Here is a 19,001-nt window from a genome sequence, read left to right as displayed (position 1 = left end):
ATCAGAGCCCCCCAAGGTTTCAATCAGGGGACTTTTGCTTTATTTTATCTCTTTGCTTTTTCGCCCCTTGCGGCTGACACCACCCACTCGAGACTTGAGTTGTATGTCCATTCACACAGATGAATTGCGCACCCGTCGCCTGGAGTCACTGATCACTCCGAGCGAGCTTGCACACGCGTTTCCGATCACCGATACCATTGCCCAGAATCTGCTGGATGCCCGTCGCGAAGTGGAAGCCATTCTGGCCGGAGACGATCAGCGCCTGCTGGTCATTGTCGGCCCCTGCTCTATCCATGATCCCGCTGCTGCTCGCGAGTATGCCCAGCGCCTCAACGCCCTGCGCGAGCAGTATAAAGAGAGCCTCTGTATCGTGATGCGCACCTACTTCGAGAAGCCGCGCACCATCGTCGGCTGGAAAGGGCTGATCAACGATCCGCGCCTCGATGGCAGCTTCGATGTCAACGAAGGGCTGAAACTGGCGCGCAAACTGCTGGTCGACATCAACGAGATCGGCATGCCAACCGCCACCGAATTCCTCGATATGGTGACCGGCCAGTATATTAGCGATCTCATCACCTGGGGCGCCATCGGCGCTCGTACCACCGAATCCCAGGTACACCGCGAGATGGCTTCGGCTCTCTCCTGCCCGGTCGGCTTCAAGAACGGCACCGACGGCAATACCCGCATCGCCATCGATGCGGTGCGCGCCGCCCGTCACAGCCACATCTTCTATTCGCCGGACAAAGACGGCAAGATGACCATCTACCGCACCGCCGGTAACCCCTTTGGTCATGTCATCCTGCGTGGCGGCCACCGACCCAACTACGACACCGCCAGTGTCGATGAAGCGTGTGAAGCGTTGGCCGATGTGGCCCTGCCGGAGCGTCTGGTGGTCGATTTCAGCCACGGCAACAGCATGAAGGATCACCGCCGTCAGCTGCTGGTGGCGCAAGATATCTGCGATCAGCTGCGCCGCGGCCGTACCGGCATCGCCGGCATCATGGCCGAGAGCTTCTTGGTGGAAGGGCGTCAGGATGTGGAGAACGGCTGCGCCGCCACCTTTGGCCAGAGCATCACCGATGCCTGCCTGTCATGGAGCGACACCGAAACCCTGCTGGCGATGCTGGCCGAAGCCGCACAGGTGCGCCTGAGCAAACAGGCTTGAACTGCGAATAAAACCAATGGGGCCGGTATTTTTGATACCGGCCCCTTCTTCTTGCTGTCAGCCGATGACGCTTCGCTAATCGGCACTACATGCGCCCTCTTTCCTGTACACCCTACTTACAAACTGGGCATAAACCACACGCGCCCTGCCGCTTCGATGCGGTCGGTGCGGATCTGGAATACCTGCGCCAGCAGCGCCTCATCCACCAGCTCGACACCCCCTTCGCGCACCACCGCGCCCCCTTGCAGGCAGAGAATGCGGTCGGCCCAGTCGATGGCCAGATTGATATCGTGGATGGCGAGCACCACCAGCAAGCCCTGAGCGGCCAGGGTTTTCAGCAACCGCAATAGCGCCAGCTGGTGATGCAGGTCGAGCCCCGCCAGCGGCTCATCCAGCAGCAGCACCTTGCCGGTCGGATTGAGGCTCGGCCACACCTGCAGCAGGGTACGGGCAATCAGCACCCGCTGCTGCTCGCCCCCCGACAATCGGCTGAAATCCCGGGCCAACAAAGCCTCCAGCTCCAGTGCCTCGCACAGCGCCCTGATAGCCTCGTTTTGTGTGGCAGGCGCAACCCCTTGATCAAGACCCAGGCTCAGTACCTGAAACACCGGAATATGAAACAGCTGGGGCTGGCGCTGGGGCAGCATGGCGCGCCGTTTTGCCAGCGCTGGCCAGCTCAGGTCAGCGAGCATTTTCCCCCCAAGCAGCACTGTGCCATCGGCGGGTAAAATCCCCGCCAGCGCCCCGAGCAGAGTCGACTTGCCACTGCCATTGGGGCCGAGCAGCGCCACCAGCTGGCCGCCATGCCAGCGGATATCGAGGGGAGAGAGCCGTCCGGCAATGGCGAGCTCGCGCGCCTCCAGCAACGGCGCAACAGCACGAGAAGAAACCGGCATGGGATCAGCGGGTGACATCGGCATCTTGCCTCAACAACGGGTAAATAAGGAGACTGCGCGCCCCGACCAAATCATGCAGATATTCATGCAGCACCATCGGCAGTTTGCCTCAATAGCAGGTAGATAAAGAGCGGCGCCCCCACCGAGGCGGTGATGACGCCGATAGGCAACTCCCCCGCGCTCAGGGTGGATCGAGCAACCAGATCGGCCGCCAGCAGCAGGGCCCCGCCGCCAAGCGCCGAGGCAGGCAGCAGAAAGCGCTGATCGCTGCCACCGCAGAGCCGCAGCAGATGGGGCACCACCAACCCGACAAAACCGATAACACCACACAACGACACCGCCACACCGGTCAGCAGACAGACCGCCAGCACCAGCCGCACCCGCATCTTGTCGACATCCATCCCCATCAGGCGGGCCTGGGTCTCCCCCAACAACAACTGTTGCAGCGCCTTGCCCTGCCAGCAGAGCCAGCCCAGGGTGAGCGGCAGCACCAGCCACCACCAGCCGAACTGCTGGCTGCCGTAAGAGAGGCTGCCCATCATCCAGAACATGAATTCACGCAAGGAGCCATCGTCGGCAAAGTACATCAACCAGGTCATGGCGGCATTGGTAAGAATACCGATGGCGACGCCAAACAACAGCAAGCGAGCATGACCGAGACGAGCCCGGCGAGCCAGCCGAATGAGCAGCATGGTCACCAGCAGGGCGCCACCGAAGGCCGCCAGCGACAGCCCCCAGCCGGGCAGATAGAGGCCGAGGGACTTGGCCACCGCCATCGCCACCATGGCGGCAAGGCCTGCCCCGCTTGAAACGCCAAGCAACCCGGGCTCCGCCACCGGGTTGTGCAGCATCACCTGCAATACGGCGCCGCCACAGGCAAGGGCTGCGCCAGCCAAGAGGGCCAGCAAGGCACGCGGCAGACGCAGCTCCAGCAGGATGCGCTGTTCGAGATCGCCAAGGGACTGCCAGGGCAGCAGCACAAACTCGCCCCAGACGAGGGAGAAGAGAAACAGCAACAGGGTCAGCAGCGTCAGGCCACAGAGCCAGCGCCGCTGCCAGCGCTGTTGGCGGGCGATAAGGGAGAGGTACAAGGAGGATCCCCGAATAACAAGGCTTCCCCCCGGCCCTGTCGCAGCGCCGGGGGAGAAGCAGGAAAAGGGCATGATAACAGTGGCTTGCCACCCAAGGTCAAGGCTGGTAACGCTTGGCCATCACCCTTATCTCGCCGCTGGCCACCAGATTTTGCAGCGCCACCAGCAAGGGCTGGCGCAGCGACTGGTGAGGTGAGTGCTTGCTCATCCCCAGATAGAGGGTCACCGGCGTGGCGGGGCGATAGTCCGCCTTGCCTATCCGGCTGGCATTTCCCTGACTCAGGGCATAGTCCACCTGACAGTCGGTGCCAATCATCAGCGGCAGGTGGCCGCGCTGCACCATGCGCAGCAGCTGATCTTCGGTGGGTACTCCGTGCTTGTCGAGGCGGCTGTCAGAGTTGAAGGGCTCAAAGTAGGCGGAGTTGAGCACATAGCCCACCTTCACCCCCTGCAGATCGCGGTATTGGTGGATCCGGGCCACATTGACCGGCTGACCATAAAACGCGGGCCAGCACTGATAGTAGGCAGGCTGCAGATAGTCGATGAACTGCGCCCGCTCGGCGGTATAGGCGAGGCCAATCATCAGATCGACCTGGCCGGTCTGCATCTGCTTGAGCGCCCTGCCCCACGGCATCCGCCGTACCTGCAACTCAATGCCGCTCGCCTGTTGCAACCGGCGCAGGATGTCCATGTCGAGCCCCTGCAACCGGCCATCCGCTTGCAGGATGCGAAATGGCGGCCACAGATCGGTGGCCACCGTCAGCATCGGGGTCGCTCGCACCGGCATGGCAAATAACAGTAACAACACAATCCCGCATAACTTGCCCATCCCGTCGCATACCTCGCACGGCTTATCCTGTTGGTTAAAAATACCCTCCCGCACCACGTATGAAAACCCGTGGTTCAGGGATAAAATGCGCCGGATTTTCAAGGAGAACCCTATGAACCCGATTTTCACCAGTATCGGTCTGCTGCTCTGCAGCAACGTCTTTATGACCTTCGCCTGGTACGCTCACCTCAAGAGCATGAACCATAAACCCTGGATCATTGCCGCCCTGGTGAGCTGGGGTATCGCCCTGTTCGAATACCTGCTGCAAGTGCCTGCCAACCGCATCGGCCATACGGTGATGAGCGTGGGCCAACTTAAAATCCTGCAAGAAGTGATCACACTCACCGTATTCGTCCCCTTCTCTATCTTCTATCTCAAGGAAGATCTGAAATGGGACTATCTCTGGGCAGGGCTCTGCATTCTCGGTGCGGTCTTTTTTGTCTTTCGCGAGAAACTGACCGGCGCCTGAGGCTGTACACTCAATATCATCCCGCTCATGGCATCTCATTGATCGACGAGGCAAAAAAATGGAATTGCGAGACATGTTACAGATCCTGGCCAAGCAGGATGGCTCAGACCTCTATCTGTCGACCGGCGCGCCCCCCTGCGCCAAATTTAACGGCGGCCTGCGCCCCCTCAACGAAACGCCGCTGGAACCGGGTGAAGTGGCGCGGATCGCCGCCGAGATCATGGATGGCGAGCAGAAGCAGCAGTTCGAGAAGGATCTGGAGATGAACCTCGCCATCTCCCTGCCCCAGATCGGCCGCTTTCGGGTCAACATCTTCAAGCAGCGCAACGAAGTCTCTCTGGTGGCCCGCAACATCAAGACCGAAATCCCCCGCTTTGAAGATCTCAAACTCCCGCCTGTGCTGCTCGACACCATCATGGAGAAACGTGGCCTGGTGCTGTTTGTCGGCGGTACCGGCTCGGGCAAATCCACTTCGCTGGCGGCGCTTATCGACCATCGCAACCGCAACAGCGGCGGCCACATCATCACCATCGAAGATCCGGTGGAGTTCGTTCATCGCCACCGCAAGAGCATCATCAACCAGCGGGAGGTTGGCGTGGATACCCGCAGCTTCCACGCTGCCCTGAAAAACACCCTGCGTCAGGCGCCGGATGTCATTCTTATCGGCGAGATCCGCGATCGCGAGACCATGGAACATGCGCTGGCCTTCTCCGAAACCGGCCACCTTGCCATCTCCACCCTGCACGCCAACAACGCCAACCAGGCGCTGGATCGCATTATCAACTTCTTCCCCGAGGAGCGCCGCCCCCAGCTGCTCAACGATCTGGGCAACAACCTCAAGGCTTTTGTCTCCCAGCGGCTGGTGAAAACCACCGATGGCGGTCGCCGGGCCGCAGTGGAGATCATGCTCGGCACCCACACCATCCGCGACATGATCAAGCGCGGCGAATTTGGCGGCCTCAAAGAGGTGATGGAAAAGTCCAAAGCCCTCGGCATGGTCACCTTCGACAGTGCCCTGTTTGATCTGGTAGTGGAAGGGGTAATTGAGGAAGAAGAGGCGGTGAAAAACGCCGACTCGGCCAACAACCTGCGCCTCAAGATCAAGCTGTGGAAGGAGAAGGGACAGATTGCCAGCAGCAGCGATGCCACCGGCTGGAGCCTCGAACCCACCAAGGACGAGAAGGGCGATTTTTTCTAACCAGCCCCTCGAGAACCCCGGGCCCGCCCGGGGTTCTCTTTATCCAGCACGGCTGACCCGACTTATCCCTCAGCTCACGCAGCTCACGCAGCTCACGCAGCTCACGCAGCTCACAGCCAGTCAGCACCAACGGCGAACACGCTGGCAATACGCCACATACTCGTCGCCGAAACGGGCGCGCAGCAGCCGCTCCTCCGGCATGATCTGAAAGCGGGTCAGCCAGGCAACCAGCACGATTGGCCCAACCCAGACCCAACTTCCACCGAGATAACAGCCCCAGGCGGCCAGCCAGCAGAGCAAGCCCAGATACATGGGATTGCGACTGACACGATAGACGCCGCAGGTCACCAGACGACTGGTGTGCTGCGGTTTGGTGGGGCTGACCGTGGTCTGATGGTGACGAAACCGTTGCAGGGCACCAAAGCCCATGATGGCCCCCGCCACGACCAGCACAGCCATCAGCGCCATTGCCCAGATGCCGGGCTGACTCTCCCCTCTTAGCCACCACATGGCCCCGGCACAGAGCAGAAAGATCAGCGGTGGTGGCAAACGTAACTCAAGATTGACCATTTTCTTCCCCTGACGAGTGTCGGCCGAACCCGTGTTGCGGTAGACTCCCAACCAGTCAGCGCCTGTTGAGAGTGACAAAGATCATAATAATAACAACAAGTTGTGGTTAAACCACCACCAATGTGGCCGACCCCGTCCAAACTATCCAACGCGAATAACAAAAAGGAATCACCATGCACAAGAAAACTCTGCTGGCTACCCTGATCTTCGGCCTGCTCGCGGGCCAAGCCGTTGCGGCTCCCTATCTGCCCCTTGCGACGGATCATCGCAACGGCCAGGAGCAAACCGCCAGCAACGCCTGGTTGGAAGTGGATCTGGGCGCCTTTGAACACAATATCCAGACCCTCAAGGATCGTCTCGGTGACAAGGGCCCGCAGATCTGCGCCATCATGAAGGCCGACGCTTACGGTCATGGCATCGACCTGCTGGTCCCCTCCGTGGTCAAGGCAAATATCCCCTGCATCGGCATCGCCAGCAACGAAGAGGCGCGCGTCGCCCGCGAGAAGGGCTTTACCGGCCGTCTGATGCGGGTGCGTGCTGCCACCCCGGATGAAGTAGAGCAGGCCCTGCCCTACAAGATGGAGGAGCTGATCGGCAGTCTGGTCAGTGCCCAGGGTATCGCCGATATCGCCCAGCGCCACCACACCACCATTCCGGTGCATATTGCACTCAACTCCGCCGGCATGAGCCGCAACGGCATCGACCTGCGTCTGGCCGATGCCAAGCAGGATGCGCTGGCCATGCTCAAGCTCAAGGGGATCACCCCGGTCGGCATCATGACCCACTTCCCGGTTGAGGAGAAAGAGGACGTCAAGATGGGACTGGCCCAGTTCAAACTGGACTCCCAGTGGCTGCTGGAAGCGGGCAAGCTGGATCGCAGCAAGATCACCATCCACGCCGCCAACTCCTTCGCCACTCTGGCCGTGCCGGACGCCTACTTCGACATGGTGCGCCCGGGCGGCCTGCTCTACGGTGACTCCATCCCCTCCCACACCGAATACAAGCGGGTGATGGCATTCAAGACCCAGGTCGCCTCTGTCAACCACTATGCAGCGGGTAACACCGTCGGTTATGACCGCACCTTTACTCTCAAGCGTGACTCCTGGCTCGCCAACCTGCCGCTGGGCTACTCCGATGGCTATCGCCGGTCACTGAGCAACAAGGCCTATGTGCTGATCCAGGGTCAGAAGATGCCGGTGGTCGGCAAGACTTCCATGAACACCATCATGGTGGACGTGACGGATCTGAAAGGGGTGAAACCCGGTGACGAGGTGGTGCTGTTTGGCCGTCAGGGTGACGCCGAAGTGAAACAGGCGGATCTGGAGGAGTACAACGGCGCCCTGCTGGCGGACATGTACACCATCTGGGGCTACACCAACCCCAAGAAGATCAAACGCTGATAACACGATATGAAAAAGGGCTCCCGCGGGAGCCCTTGTTGTTATTGCTTAATTGTCTGCCGCGCTCAAGCGGCCTTTTTACGGGTCACAAACAGACTCAGCCCCATGGATGCCAGCAGGATCAATGCAACTACGCCCAGTGCAATGCCGGTCGGGATCTTGAAGATATCCAGCAGTAGCATCTTGACCCCGATAAACATCAGGATCAGCGCCAGACCGTATTTGAGCAGGGCGAAGCGATCAGCCACACCTGCCAGCAGGAAGTACATGGCACGCAGACCCATGATGGCGAAGATGTTGGAGGTCAGCACGATGAAGGGATCCGTGGTCACCGCGAAGATGGCCGGGATACTGTCCACCGCGAAGATGAGGTCGCTCACCTCCACCAACACCAGAATGAGCAGCAGCGGAGTGGCATAGCGCACACCGTCACGCCAGACGAAGAACTTCTCCCCTTCCAGGGTCTCGGTCACCTTGAAGCGACGGCGCATCCAGCCCAGCAGCGGATTGTTGGCGAGATCAGGCTCCTTGTCGGCCGCCCACAGCATCTTGGCGCCGGTCAGCAGCAAGAAAGCGCCGAACAGATAGAGGATCCAGTGGAACTGCTCGATGAGCCAGCTGCCCGCGAACACCATACCGGCACGCATCACGATGGCACCCAGCACCCCGTAGAGCAGCACCCGGCGCTGCAACTCGGCCGGAATGGCAAAGTAGCCGAACAGCATCAGCCAGACGAAGACGTTGTCCACTGCCAGCGCTTTCTCGATGAGGTAGCCGGTGAGGAACTCCAACCCCTTCTGGTTGGCGATTTCACGGCCCGCGCTGTGATCCAGCCAGAGCCAGATAGCCAGGTTGAAGAGCAGCGCCACGCTGACCCAGATGAGGGACCAGACACCCGCCTCTTTGAGGGACACCTTGTGTGACTTGCCGCCACCGACAAAGCGTATGTCTATCCATAACAGGACCAGCACTATGCTGAAGAAACCGGTCCACATCCACCATTCACCCATGTTCACTTCTCCCAAAAACGACAAAACCCACGACCGAGAGGCGTGGGTTTGCGTTTGGAGCAGATACACCTTGCCTCTCGGCAAGGTCTCACTTACAGCTGATTTGCATCGACTGCCCGGCTGCCGGGTGCACTGCAGGATATGGGTGCACCGTAATGACGACAAACCGGCGAGAAGTTACTCCCCTTGTTGCGCGGATAGTAGCAGCGGTAAAAGATAACGCCAAGAGGCATCTTCACTGCCGTCAAAAATAAATCGGGGCCCCATCAAGGAGCCCCGCAAACAGGTTCAACACATCCCCATCAGAGCGGGTCGACCTTGAGGCAGGAGACCGCGTGATCGAAGTTCCCCTCCAGCACAGGGCGGGTCTTGGCACACTCGGGGCCAGCCACCGGGCAGCGGGTGCGGAACACGCAGCCTGACGGCGGGTTCATCGGCGATGGCAAGTCCCCTTCCAGGATCTGGATCACCTTGTTGCGCTCCAGCTCAGGATCCGGGATCGGCACCGCTGACATCAGCGCCTTGGTGTAGGGGTGCAACGGGTTGGCGAAGATCTCTTTGCGGGTCCCCAACTCGACGGCGTTCCCCAGATACATCACCAGCACCCGATCGGAGATATGCTTGACCACCGACAGGTCGTGGGCGATGAAGATGAGCGACAGCCCCATCTCCTTTTGCAGGGATTTGAGCAGGTTGACCACCTGCGCCTGGATAGAGACATCAAGCGCTGACACCGGCTCATCGCAGATGATCATCTTGGGCTCGAGGATCAGCGCCCGGGCGATACCGATCCGCTGGCACTGGCCGCCAGAAAACTCGTGAGGGTAGCGGTTGACCAGGTTGGGCAAGAGCCCCACCTTGCTCATCATGGCGCGCACCTTCTCCTTCACCTCTTCCCGTGGCAGGTTGGGATAGAAGGTGATGAGCGGCTCGGCAATGATGTCGCCGATGGTCATGCGCGGGTTCAGAGAGGCCAGCGGATCCTGGAAGATCATCTGGATCTCTTTGCGCTTCTCGCGCAGGGCATTCTGATCGAGCTTGGTGAGATCGTCACCCAGCCACACCACCTTACCATCGGTGGCCGGTACCAGACCGATGATGGCGCGGGCAAAGGTCGATTTGCCGCAGCCGGACTCCCCCACCACACCGAGGGTTTCCCCCTCATAGAGACGCAAGGTCACCCCATCGACCGCCTTGAGGTCGGACGGTTTGGCCCAGGGCCACGCCTTGCCACTCTTGATACTGAAGTGGACCTTGAGGTCAGACACTTCCAACAGCAATTTTTTGTCGGCACCCATTTAGTTGGCCCCCTTGTTCATGGCATCCGAAACCCAGTGGCAAGCACGCTCCCGACCGTCGTTGAACGGGGTCAGGATCGGTGACTGCTGGCCGCAAATCTCGCTGACCCGGTGGCAACGCTCCTGGAAGGGGCAGCCGGTGGGCAGACGCAGCAGGTTGGGCGGATTGCCCGGGATGGTGGGCAGCACTTCCCCTTCGGTATCGAGACGAGGAATTGCGCGCAGGAGGCCTTCGGTGTAGGGGTGGCTCGGGCGATAGAAGATATCGTCTACCTTGCCGTACTCCATGGTACGACCGGCATACATCACCAGCACCTTGTTGCAGATACCGGCGACCACGCCAAGGTCGTGGGTGATCATGATGATGGCGGTGTTGAACTCGCGCTTGAGCTCGTTCATCAGAGTCATGATCTGGGCCTGTACGGTCACGTCGAGTGCGGTGGTCGGTTCGTCGGCGATCAGCAGTTGCGGCCGGCAGAGCAGCGCCATGGCGATCATCACCCGCTGACGCATACCGCCGGAGAACTCGTGGGGATACATGCCCATCCGTTTGCGTGCTTCGGGAATTTTGACCGCATCGAGCATCCGTACCGACTCTTCGAACGCTTCCGCCTTGCTCACCCCTTTGTGCAGCATCAGCACTTCCATCAGCTGATCCTGCACCTTCATGTAGGGGTTGAGCGAGGTCATGGGGTCCTGGAAGATCATGGCGATCTTCTCGGAGCGGATCTTGTTGAGCTTGGACTCCGGCAGGTTGAGGATCTCCTCCCCCTGAAACTTGGCAGAACCGGTAATAATGCCGTTTTTGGCCAGCAGCCCCATGATGGCGAAGGCCGTCTGGGATTTGCCGGAGCCGGACTCGCCGACGATCCCCAGGGTTTCACCCGCAGAGAGAGAAAAGTTGAGGTCGTTGACCGCCACCACATTGCCGTCCGGGGTCTTGAACTCGACCCGCAGATCTTTCACATCCAGTAACTTCATATAAAAACTCCTTATCGATCTTTCGTGATGCTTTCCTGTCGATCCGATGCTCGATTAACGATCTTTCGGATCGAGGGCGTCACGCAGACCATCCCCGAGGAAGTTGAAGCAAAACAGGGTCACCACCATAAAGCAGGCGGGGAACAGGAGTTGCCAGATGGCCACTTCCATCGACTTGGAGCCTTCATCCAGCAGGGCGCCCCAGCTGGTCATCGGTTCCTGAACACCAAGGCCCAGGAAACTCAGGAAGGATTCAAACATGATCATGCCCGGCACCAGCAAGGTGGCGTAGACGGCCACGATACCGAGTACGTTCGGTACGATGTGACGGGTGATGATCTTCCACTTGGAGACGCCACAGACGTGGGCCGCCTCGATAAACTCCTTGCTCTTGAGGCTCAAGGTCTGGCCGCGCACGATACGCGCCATGTCGAGCCAGCTTACCGCCCCGATGGCGATAAAGATGAGTGCCAGATTGCGGCCAAAGAAGGTGACCAGCATGATGACAAAGAACATGAAGGGGAAAGCGTTGAGGATCTCCAGTACCCGCATCATCAGGCTGTCGACCCGCCCGCCGATAAAACCGGAGGCAGCGCCATACAGGGTGCCGATGATGACCGCCACCATGGCGCCCATGATGCCGACCATCAGGGAGATGCGACCGCCCAGCAGGGTGCGCACGAACAGATCGCGCCCCAGACTGTCGGTTCCGAAGTAGTGACCCGCTTCCATATCGGGCGGCGACTGCATGGCGCCCCAGTCCGGATCGTCAAAGGTGTATTGGGACAGATGGGGGCCAAAGATGACCGCCAGACCGATGATGGTCAGAATGATCAGGCTGGTCAGGGCCGCCTTGTTGCGCAGGAAACGGCGACGGGCATCCTTCCACAGGGAGCGCCCCTCCACCACTTCCACTTTTTGCGCGAACGCCTCGACGGCATCGCGTTTTTCAGTTGAAACAACCATGATGAACTCCCGAATTAGTAACGGATCTTGGGATCGATAAAGGCGTAGAGAATATCGACCACTGCGTTAAAGGTGATGGTGAGGGCGCCGACCAGAATGGTCAGACCGAGCACCATGGAGTAATCACGGTTAAGGGCACCGTTGACGAACAGCTGACCGATCCCCGGCAGGCCGAAGATGGTCTCGATCACCACGGAACCTGTGATGATGCCGACAAAGGCCGGGCCCAGATAGGAGACCACTGGCAGCATAGCCGGACGCAGCGCGTGTTTCAGGATGATGTGGCGCAGCGGCAAGCCCTTGGCACGAGCGGTACGGATGAAGTTGGAGTTCATGGTCTCGATCATGCTGCCCCGCATGATCCGCGAGATGGCGGAGATGTAGTACATCATCATGCCGAACACCGGCAGCACCATAAACTGGATGCCACCGCCCTGCCAGCCACCAGCAGGGAACCAACCCAGATGAATACTGAAAAACAGCACCAGCAAGGGCGCCAGCACAAAGCCCGGGATCACCACCCCGGCCATGGCCGACGACATCAGCAGATAGTCGATGATGGTGTTCTGTTTCAGTGCCGCTATGGTGCCGAAGGTGACCCCCAGCAGCACGGCGAAGAAGAAGGCCGTGGTCCCGATCTTGGCGGAAACAGGCAGCGCCTGACTCACCAGATCATTGACGGTGAAATCCTTGTATTTGAAAGAGGGGCCCAAATCACCCTGCACCAGGTTGCCCAGGTAGGTGAGATATTGCATGCCAATGGGTTTGTCGAGCCCGTATTTGGCCTCGATGTTGGCGATGACTTCGGGGGGCAGTGAACGCTCGCTGGTAAAGGGGTTACCCGGGGCGAAACGCATCATGAAGAAAGAGACGGTGATCAAGACCAGCAGAGTCGGGATCGCTTCCAATAGCCGTTTAAAAATGAATTTCAACATAGACATTTCCTGTCCTGTACTGCTTCCAAATGGTCGCGGTTGTAATAAAGGCCCGCCGTCCGGCGGGCCCTGCTTGTTATGCGACTTGTTGCTTTAAATCAGTGAGCAATGATGTACATATCTTTGCTGTAGAGGTTATCCAGCGGGTTGGCCGGATAGCCGCCTACATAGGGTTTGACCATACGGGCAGTCACGTACTGGTAGATGGGGGCGATCGGCATGTCCTTGGCCAGGATCTCTTCAGCCTGGACGTAGAGCTTGTTGCGGGCCGCCACATCAACCTGATCACGGGACGAATCCATCAGCTTGTCGAACTCCGGATTGGAGTACTTGCCGTCGTTGTTGCCGTGGGTGGTCTGCATCAGATCCAGCATGGAGGAGGCCTCGTTGTAGTCGGCGATCCAGCCGGCACGACCTACGTCAAACTGACCCTGTTTCTTGGTTTCCAGGTAAGTTTTCCACTCCTGGTTGACCAGGCTCACCTGCACGCCCAGCTTCTTCCACATGGAGGCCACGGCCACAGCCACTTTCTTGTGGTTGTCGTCGGTGTTGTAGAGCAGCTCGAACTTCAGCGGCTTGCTGGCATCGAAACCGGCCTCTTGCAGCAGCGCCTTGGCCTTGGCATCACGCTCGGCCTGGGTCATCTTCGACCATTCCGGAGCCACCGGCTTGAAGCCATCGACGAAGTCCGGCACCAGGGTGTAACCCGGCGTCTGACCCTGACCCATCACCTTGTCGGCGATCACGTTGCGATCGATGGCATAGGAGAGCGCAGTACGGACACGCACATCGTCAAACGGCTTCTTCTTGACGTTGTACTGGTAGTAGTAAGTACCAACATAACCGGTCACTTTCAGCTCGTCCGGCTTCTCTTTCTTCATCTGCTTGAAGCGCTCGATGGGCATCTGATAGGTGATGTCCACTTCGCCCGCCAGATAGCGGCTCAGGTCGGCGTTGGTAGACTGGATGGGCAGATAGACCACCTTGTTGATGACGGTCTTGCCATCGTTCCAGTAGTGCTTGTTGCGCTCCACTTCGACGCGCTCGTTCACCACCCAGTTCTTCAGGGTATAGGCACCGTTGGATACCATATTTTCCGGCTGGGTCCACTTGTCACCGAACTTCTCGATCACCTTCTTCGGTACCGGATAGGTGGTGGTGTGGGAGAGCATGCTGACGAAGTAAGGGATCGCTTTCTCGAGCTGCACTTCGAAGGTGTAGTCGTCGGTCGCCTTCACGCCCAGCGTATCAGCCGGCTTTTTACCTGCGATGATCTCGGAGGCATTGGCAATGGTCGGGATCTCCAGATACCAGGAGTAAGGAGAGGCGGTTTTCGGATCAACGGCACGCTGGAAAGCAAAAACAAAATCGTGGGCAGTGACCGGGTCACCGTTGGACCACTTGGCATCTTTGCGCAGGTGGAAGACGTAGTGCTTGTTATCCTTGGTTTCCCAGGATTCAGCCACCGCCGGGAGAATTTCCCCTTTCGGGCCGGATGCAACGAGACCTTCGAACAGGTCGCGCAGGATATTGGATTCGACCGTTCCTTCGGTCTTGTGCGGGTCAAGGGTCGCAGGCTCGGAGCCGTTGCCTTTTACCAGTTGCTGGACTTCAGCCAACTTGGTTCCCGCCGGGACATCGGCAGCCTGAGCCACATTGACGCCACCAAACAGTGCAGCCACCAGCAATGTGTTAATCATTGTTTTTTTATGAGTCATTTCCCTACTCCAACAAGAACATTCCATGCGTTTTTTAAAGTGACGGGGTTAAAACCCGCTCCCAGCATAATTCCCTGCCAATTCCGATAATGCAACAGATATTGTCAGGGTAATCGTCATTTTCTGGTCAAAAAATCAGCTAGCATGCGCTTTTTCAGTATTAAAACACCAGCAAAGCGCTCATTTTTCACACAAACGACCGATTCTAGAAAAGACCGGGCAAAAAGCAACCAATAAAAAGCCGGTCACGAGGACCGGCTTTCATAAAGCGGAGCTGGCTCACATCAGGCTGGGGAAAACCCCCTTGATACCGGCCACCATGATCTCGATACCCAGCGACATCATGATAAGACCCATGATACGGGTCACCACGTTGATGCCGGTGTTGCCCATGATCTTGAACAGCAGCGGCGCGGCGCGGAAGATGAGCCAGGAGCAGAAGGAGAAGACCACGACAACCACTGACATGCCGAGCAGCTGCTGCCAGTGGCTCTGGCTGGCATAGACAATCACCGAGGAGATGGCACCGGGGCCCGCCATCAGCGGCAGCGCCAGCGGTACCACGGCGATAGACTCGCGCACCGCCAGTTCACCCTTCTCCTGTTTGTTGTGCTTCACTTCGCCCAGCTTGCCCTGCAGCATCGACCAGGCAATCAGGGTAATCAGCGACCCACCGGCGATCCGGAACGACGCCAGCGAGATGCCAAAGCCATCGAGGATCAGCTGCCCCATATACATGGAGACCAGCAGGATCACCATCACCGCGATATTGGCTGTGGTATTGGTTTTCATCCGTTCGGCCTGGGTATGGTGGCTGGTCAGGCTGACAAACACCGGCAACAAACCAAGCGGGTTGATAATTGCGAACAAACCGACAAAAAACTTCAGATACAACGAGACGTCAATTGCTGCCATAGGCGCCTTCCAATAGAGTTTCGGGCCCAGCGGGCCAGTCCATTAATTTCGTGCGTAAATTTACATCATAGCCAGAGCGGGCACCAATCAAATAATCTCACCATTTTGAGGGTTTTTTAGTTAGTTCATCTAATGCATCCGCGCTAACCGGCATAAACCGATGCCAAAAGCCCTTTCTACCGCCCGACACGCGTTAGAAAAGTGAGCGCAAGCCTGCTCAATCATGACCAGAGAGTCCGACTATGACTGACCGAATGACCAAGCGACTCGAGAGAATCCAGGCTTTGCCTTCCCACTATTTCAGGCCAGACATCACTTCATTGACTCGGCAAGAGAGCCACAATGCAAAAACCGGGAAAGGGGGCAGAAATAGCCCCCTCGGGGAATAAAGCGGATTAGTCATGGATTAAAACAACAATCATTTTTGCAACAAACGCTGGAATAAAGTGCGTTTGTCGGTGATTTTGAAACCAATTCACTCATATTTGCTAACCTATACCGCCAAAATAGCTCTGCAATCCTATGTTCGATTGCAATTAACCACTTGATAAATGTGGTTTATTACCCTGCGTTAACAACTCTCTCGCCTTTCCCTTTGATGCACATTCCGATAACATCAGTCAAACAAGGATTGTGAAATAAAATTTCTTTTGTTCTTTTGTTACACATGATCCAGATCAAGTTTTTCTGAGTCAGCCCCGCTCTATAATCGACTCAGAAAGCGATTTAGTAAGGCATGTGAAAAAGCTGTTGCAACGATACCGTCTTGACAGGGCGACTATAATTGCCGGGCATTGCCAACGTCTTACTAAACAGTTTTCAAATAATCAGGAGATAAACATGGCAGTAACCAATTTGGCTGAACTGGATGCACTGGTCGCCCGCGTTAAGGAAGCCCAGCGTGAATTCGCCAGCTTCTCTCAAGAGCAGGTAGACAAGATCTTCCGTGCCGCCGCCCTGGCCGCCAACAACGCCCGTATCCCCCTGGCCCAGATGGCCGTGGAAGAATCCGGTATGGGTATCATCGAAGACAAGGTTATCAAGAACCACTTCGCCTCCGAATACATCTACAACAAGTACAAAGACGAGAAGACCTGCGGCATTCTGAGCGAAGATGATCAGATGGGTACCATCACCATCGCCGAGCCGGTAGGTATCATCTGTGGTATCGTTCCGACCACCAACCCGACCTCCACTGCGATCTTCAAATCCATGATCGCGCTCAAGACCCGCAACGCCATCATTTTCTCCCCGCACCCCCGTGCCAAGAACTCCACCAATACCGCTGCCAAGCTGGTACTGGATGCAGCTGTTGCCGCCGGTGCACCGAAAGACATCATCGGCTGGATCGACCAACCGTCTGTTGAGCTCTCCAACGCCCTGATGAAGCACGAAGACATCAACCTGATCCTGGCCACCGGTGGCCCGGGCATGGTGAAAGCAGCCTACTCCTCCGGTAAGCCTGCTATCGGTGTGGGTGCCGGTAACGTGCCTATCGTTATCGACGAAACCGCCGATGTTAAGCGTGCCGTTGCCTCCATCCTGATGTCCAAGACTTTCGATAACGGCGTGGTCTGTGCTTCCGAGCAGGCAGTCATCGTTGTTGATGCCATCTACGACCAGGTTAAAGAGCGCTTTGCATCCCACAAGGGCCATGTGCTCTCCAAAGAAGATGCTGACAAGGTACGTAAAGTCATCCTGATCAACGGCGCCCTGAACGCCAACATCGTTGGCCAGCCAGCCACCAAGATTGCCGAGATGGCAGGCGTAACTGTACCGGCTGATACCAAGATCCTGATCGGTGAAGGCGTCAAGCTGTGTGCAGAAGATGAGTTTGCTCACGAGAAATTGTCCCCGCTGCTCGGTATGTTCCGTGCAAGCAGCTTCGAAAACGCCGTTGATATGGCCTGTGACATGGTCAACATCGGTGGTATCGGCCACACCTCAGGTCTGTACACCGACCAGGACCGCAACGCTGACCGCATCAAGTACTTCGGCGACAAGATGAAGACCGCGCGTATCCTGATCAACACTCCGTCTACCCAAGGCGGTATCGGTGACCTGTACAACTTCGCAATGGCACCGTCCCTGACCCTGGGTTGCGGCTCCTGGAGCGGTAACTCCATCTCCGAAAACGTGGGTCCGAAGCACCTGATCAACAAGAAGACAGTCGCAAAACGGGCAGAAAACATGCTGTGGCACAAACTTCCGAAATCCATCTACTTCCGTCGTGGTTCCCTGCCGATCGCTCTGAGCGACCTGGAAGGTAAAAAGCGTGCCATGGTCGTAACTGACCGCTTCCTGTTCAACAACGGCTACGCCGATGAACTGGTCAGCCTGCTGAAAGCACAGAATATGGAAGTGGAAGTGTTCTACGAAGTAGAAGCTGACCCGACCCTGGCTGTGGTTCGCAAGGGTGCCGAGATGGCCAACTCCTTCAAACCGGACGTTATCCTGGCGCTGGGCGGTGGTTCACCGATGGATGCGGCCAAGATCATGTGGGTGATGTACGAGCACCCGAACACTGCGTTCGAAGATCTGGCCATGCGCTTCATGGACATCCGCAAGCGTATCTACAAGTTCCCGAAAATGGGCGTGAAGGCCGAACTGGTCTGTATCACCACCACTTCCGGTACCGGCTCTGAAGTCACTCCGTTTGCGGTAGTAACCGATGAAGTGTCTGGTCAGAAGTATCCGCTGGCTGACTACGAGCTGACCCCGAACATGGCCATCGTTGATGCCAACCTGGTCATGGGCATGCCGAAGTCCCTGTGTGCCTTCGGTGGTATCGATGCCGTGACTCACGCCATGGAAGCCTATGTTTCCGTACTGGCTAACGAGTACTCCGACGGCCAGGCGCTGCAAGCCCTGAAAATGCTGAAAGAGTACCTGCCGTCCAGCTACCAGAACGGTGCCAACGACCCGATCGCTCGTGAGAAGGTGCACAATGCTGCCACCATCGCCGGTATCGCGTTCGCCAACGCCTTCCTGGGTGTGTGCCACTCCATGGCTCACAAACTGGGTGCCGAGTTCCACATTCCGCACGGTCTGGCTAACGCCCTGCTGATCAGCAACGTCATCCGCTACAACGCGAACGACAACCCGACCAAGCAGACTGCGTTCTCCCAATACGACCGTCCGCAGGCTCGTCGTCGTTACGCCGAAGTCGCTGACCACCTGGGTCTGACTGCTGCCGGTGACCGCACCGCAGCCAAGATCGAGAAGCTGCTGACCTGGCTGGACGAGCTGAAGGCTACCTTGGGTATCCCGGCCTCTATCCGCGAAGCTGGCGTGACTGAAGCTGACTTCCTGGCCAAGGTTGACCAGCTGGCTATCGAAGCTTTCGATGACCAGTGCACCGGCGCCAACCCGCGCTACCCGCTGATCAGCGAGCTGAAGCAGGTTCTGCTGGACTCCTACTACGGTCGTCCGTTCACCGAAGCCGCTCCGGTAACTGCTGCCCCGGTTGAAGCCAAGGTTGAAGGCAAGAAGAAATCCAAGGCCTGATAACCAGTCCTGAGATAACAAGCCCGCGCACTGCGCGGGCTTTTTTTATCTGC

16 protein-coding genes are annotated in these 19,001 nt (G+C 57.9%); 5 read left to right on the top strand and 11 right to left on the bottom strand.

Annotation, left to right across the window (positions count from 1 at the left end; translation table 11 throughout):
• Positions 1-103 precede the first annotated feature (103 nt).
• Positions 104-1,165 carry a 3-deoxy-7-phosphoheptulonate synthase gene (locus ACTG2O_RS12005; protein ID WP_439975837.1) on the top strand — a complete coding sequence of 354 codons (1,062 nt, stop codon included), beginning with the start codon at positions 104-106 and terminating at the stop codon, positions 1,163-1,165.
• 116 nt (positions 1,166-1,281) lie between these two features.
• Here the strand turns inward: ACTG2O_RS12005 and ACTG2O_RS12000 are convergent, their stop codons facing one another.
• From ACTG2O_RS12000 to ACTG2O_RS11990, 3 genes are all read right to left on the bottom strand, one after another.
• Positions 1,282-2,079 carry an ATP-binding cassette domain-containing protein gene (locus ACTG2O_RS12000; RefSeq protein ID WP_058055907.1) on the bottom strand — a complete coding sequence of 266 codons (798 nt, stop codon included), beginning with the start codon at positions 2,077-2,079 and terminating at the stop codon, positions 1,282-1,284.
• A gap of 65 nt (positions 2,080-2,144) precedes the next feature.
• Positions 2,145-3,152, bottom strand: coding sequence for a vitamin B12 ABC transporter permease BtuC (gene btuC, locus ACTG2O_RS11995; protein ID WP_158109343.1), 1,008 nt, complete (start codon positions 3,150-3,152; stop codon positions 2,145-2,147).
• A 97-nt stretch (positions 3,153-3,249) separates the two neighbouring features.
• Positions 3,250-3,981: a substrate-binding periplasmic protein gene (locus ACTG2O_RS11990; RefSeq protein WP_182963591.1), complete on the bottom strand. Its 732-nt coding sequence runs from the start codon at positions 3,979-3,981 to the stop codon at positions 3,250-3,252.
• 112 nt (positions 3,982-4,093) lie between these two features.
• On the opposite strand from ACTG2O_RS11990, the gene ACTG2O_RS11985 reads away from it, so the two are divergent.
• Both ACTG2O_RS11985 and tapW read left to right on the top strand, forming a co-directional pair.
• Complete coding sequence (locus tag ACTG2O_RS11985) at positions 4,094-4,450, top strand: DMT family protein (protein WP_005337656.1); 357 nt, start codon at positions 4,094-4,096, stop codon at positions 4,448-4,450.
• A gap of 58 nt (positions 4,451-4,508) precedes the next feature.
• On the top strand, positions 4,509-5,648 hold the full coding sequence (gene tapW / locus ACTG2O_RS11980; RefSeq protein ID WP_005353124.1) for a type IVa pilus ATPase TapW: 1,140 nt from the start codon (positions 4,509-4,511) through the stop codon (positions 5,646-5,648).
• A 120-nt stretch (positions 5,649-5,768) separates the two neighbouring features.
• Here the strand turns inward: tapW and ACTG2O_RS11975 are convergent, their stop codons facing one another.
• Positions 5,769-6,218: a methyltransferase family protein gene (locus tag ACTG2O_RS11975; protein WP_005361602.1), complete on the bottom strand. Its 450-nt coding sequence runs from the start codon at positions 6,216-6,218 to the stop codon at positions 5,769-5,771.
• Between the two features lie 173 nt (positions 6,219-6,391).
• Between ACTG2O_RS11975 and alr the strand changes: the two genes are divergently transcribed.
• Positions 6,392-7,618 carry an alanine racemase gene (gene alr / locus ACTG2O_RS11970; protein ID WP_019446652.1) on the top strand — a complete coding sequence of 409 codons (1,227 nt, stop codon included), beginning with the start codon at positions 6,392-6,394 and terminating at the stop codon, positions 7,616-7,618.
• Between the two features lie 65 nt (positions 7,619-7,683).
• On the opposite strand, the gene ACTG2O_RS11965 is transcribed toward alr, so the two are convergent.
• The 7 genes from ACTG2O_RS11965 to ACTG2O_RS11935 all read right to left on the bottom strand — a co-directional run bounded on the left by ACTG2O_RS11965 (position 7,684) and on the right by ACTG2O_RS11935 (position 15,441).
• On the bottom strand, positions 7,684-8,628 hold the full coding sequence (locus tag ACTG2O_RS11965; RefSeq protein ID WP_005337664.1) for a TerC family protein: 945 nt from the start codon (positions 8,626-8,628) through the stop codon (positions 7,684-7,686).
• Between the two features lie 302 nt (positions 8,629-8,930).
• Positions 8,931-9,926, bottom strand: coding sequence for a murein tripeptide/oligopeptide ABC transporter ATP binding protein OppF (oppF, locus tag ACTG2O_RS11960; RefSeq protein WP_005337666.1), 996 nt, complete (start codon positions 9,924-9,926; stop codon positions 8,931-8,933).
• Positions 9,927-10,907 carry an ABC transporter ATP-binding protein gene (locus ACTG2O_RS11955; protein ID WP_005337668.1) on the bottom strand — a complete coding sequence of 327 codons (981 nt, stop codon included), beginning with the start codon at positions 10,905-10,907 and terminating at the stop codon, positions 9,927-9,929.
• Between the two features lie 54 nt (positions 10,908-10,961).
• Positions 10,962-11,873 carry an oligopeptide ABC transporter permease OppC gene (gene oppC / locus ACTG2O_RS11950; protein WP_005337670.1) on the bottom strand — a complete coding sequence of 304 codons (912 nt, stop codon included), beginning with the start codon at positions 11,871-11,873 and terminating at the stop codon, positions 10,962-10,964.
• A 14-nt stretch (positions 11,874-11,887) separates the two neighbouring features.
• Positions 11,888-12,808: an oligopeptide ABC transporter permease OppB gene (gene oppB / locus ACTG2O_RS11945; RefSeq protein ID WP_005337672.1), complete on the bottom strand. Its 921-nt coding sequence runs from the start codon at positions 12,806-12,808 to the stop codon at positions 11,888-11,890.
• A 98-nt stretch (positions 12,809-12,906) separates the two neighbouring features.
• On the bottom strand, positions 12,907-14,526 hold the full coding sequence (locus tag ACTG2O_RS11940; RefSeq protein WP_042083894.1) for an ABC transporter substrate-binding protein: 1,620 nt from the start codon (positions 14,524-14,526) through the stop codon (positions 12,907-12,909).
• 279 nt (positions 14,527-14,805) lie between these two features.
• The gene (locus tag ACTG2O_RS11935; protein WP_005337678.1) at positions 14,806-15,441 is read right to left on the bottom strand and encodes a YchE family NAAT transporter; all 636 of its coding nucleotides are present in this window, start codon (positions 15,439-15,441) and stop codon (positions 14,806-14,808) included.
• Between the two features lie 840 nt (positions 15,442-16,281).
• Here ACTG2O_RS11935 and adhE point away from each other — a divergent pair.
• Positions 16,282-18,948 carry a bifunctional acetaldehyde-CoA/alcohol dehydrogenase gene (gene adhE, locus ACTG2O_RS11930; RefSeq protein ID WP_019446648.1) on the top strand — a complete coding sequence of 889 codons (2,667 nt, stop codon included), beginning with the start codon at positions 16,282-16,284 and terminating at the stop codon, positions 18,946-18,948.
• Positions 18,949-19,001: the final 53 nt, after the last annotated feature.

Origin of the sequence: Aeromonas sp. 61P, from assembly GCF_051919545.1 — a bacterium.
Taxonomy (GTDB): Bacteria; Pseudomonadota; Gammaproteobacteria; order Enterobacterales; family Aeromonadaceae; genus Aeromonas; species Aeromonas veronii.
The sequence above is the reverse complement of the archived record's forward strand: the minus strand, read 5'-3'. Positions and strand labels throughout refer to the sequence as shown.

What these genes read in the sequence shown, in the direction of transcription:
- ACTG2O_RS11965 (WP_005337664.1), bottom strand. Translation starts at nt 8,628, where the DNA reads ATGGGTGAATGGTGGATGTGGACCGGTTTCTTCAGCATAGTGCTGGTC.
- oppC (WP_005337670.1), bottom strand. Translation starts at nt 11,873, where the DNA reads ATGGTTGTTTCAACTGAAAAACGCGATGCCGTCGAGGCGTTCGCGCAA.
- ACTG2O_RS11955 (WP_005337668.1), bottom strand. Translation starts at nt 10,907, where the DNA reads ATGAAGTTACTGGATGTGAAAGATCTGCGGGTCGAGTTCAAGACCCCG.
- oppF (WP_005337666.1), bottom strand. Translation starts at nt 9,926, where the DNA reads ATGGGTGCCGACAAAAAATTGCTGTTGGAAGTGTCTGACCTCAAGGTC.
- adhE (WP_019446648.1), top strand. Translation starts at nt 16,282, where the DNA reads ATGGCAGTAACCAATTTGGCTGAACTGGATGCACTGGTCGCCCGCGTT.
- ACTG2O_RS11940 (WP_042083894.1), bottom strand. Translation starts at nt 14,526, where the DNA reads ATGACTCATAAAAAAACAATGATTAACACATTGCTGGTGGCTGCACTG.
- alr (WP_019446652.1), top strand. Translation starts at nt 6,392, where the DNA reads ATGCACAAGAAAACTCTGCTGGCTACCCTGATCTTCGGCCTGCTCGCG.
- ACTG2O_RS12000 (WP_058055907.1), bottom strand. Translation starts at nt 2,079, where the DNA reads ATGTCACCCGCTGATCCCATGCCGGTTTCTTCTCGTGCTGTTGCGCCG.
- ACTG2O_RS12005 (WP_439975837.1), top strand. Translation starts at nt 104, where the DNA reads ATGTCCATTCACACAGATGAATTGCGCACCCGTCGCCTGGAGTCACTG.
- ACTG2O_RS11985 (WP_005337656.1), top strand. Translation starts at nt 4,094, where the DNA reads ATGAACCCGATTTTCACCAGTATCGGTCTGCTGCTCTGCAGCAACGTC.
- ACTG2O_RS11975 (WP_005361602.1), bottom strand. Translation starts at nt 6,218, where the DNA reads ATGGTCAATCTTGAGTTACGTTTGCCACCACCGCTGATCTTTCTGCTC.
- oppB (WP_005337672.1), bottom strand. Translation starts at nt 12,808, where the DNA reads ATGTTGAAATTCATTTTTAAACGGCTATTGGAAGCGATCCCGACTCTG.
- ACTG2O_RS11935 (WP_005337678.1), bottom strand. Translation starts at nt 15,441, where the DNA reads ATGGCAGCAATTGACGTCTCGTTGTATCTGAAGTTTTTTGTCGGTTTG.
- tapW (WP_005353124.1), top strand. Translation starts at nt 4,509, where the DNA reads ATGGAATTGCGAGACATGTTACAGATCCTGGCCAAGCAGGATGGCTCA.
- ACTG2O_RS11990 (WP_182963591.1), bottom strand. Translation starts at nt 3,981, where the DNA reads ATGGGCAAGTTATGCGGGATTGTGTTGTTACTGTTATTTGCCATGCCG.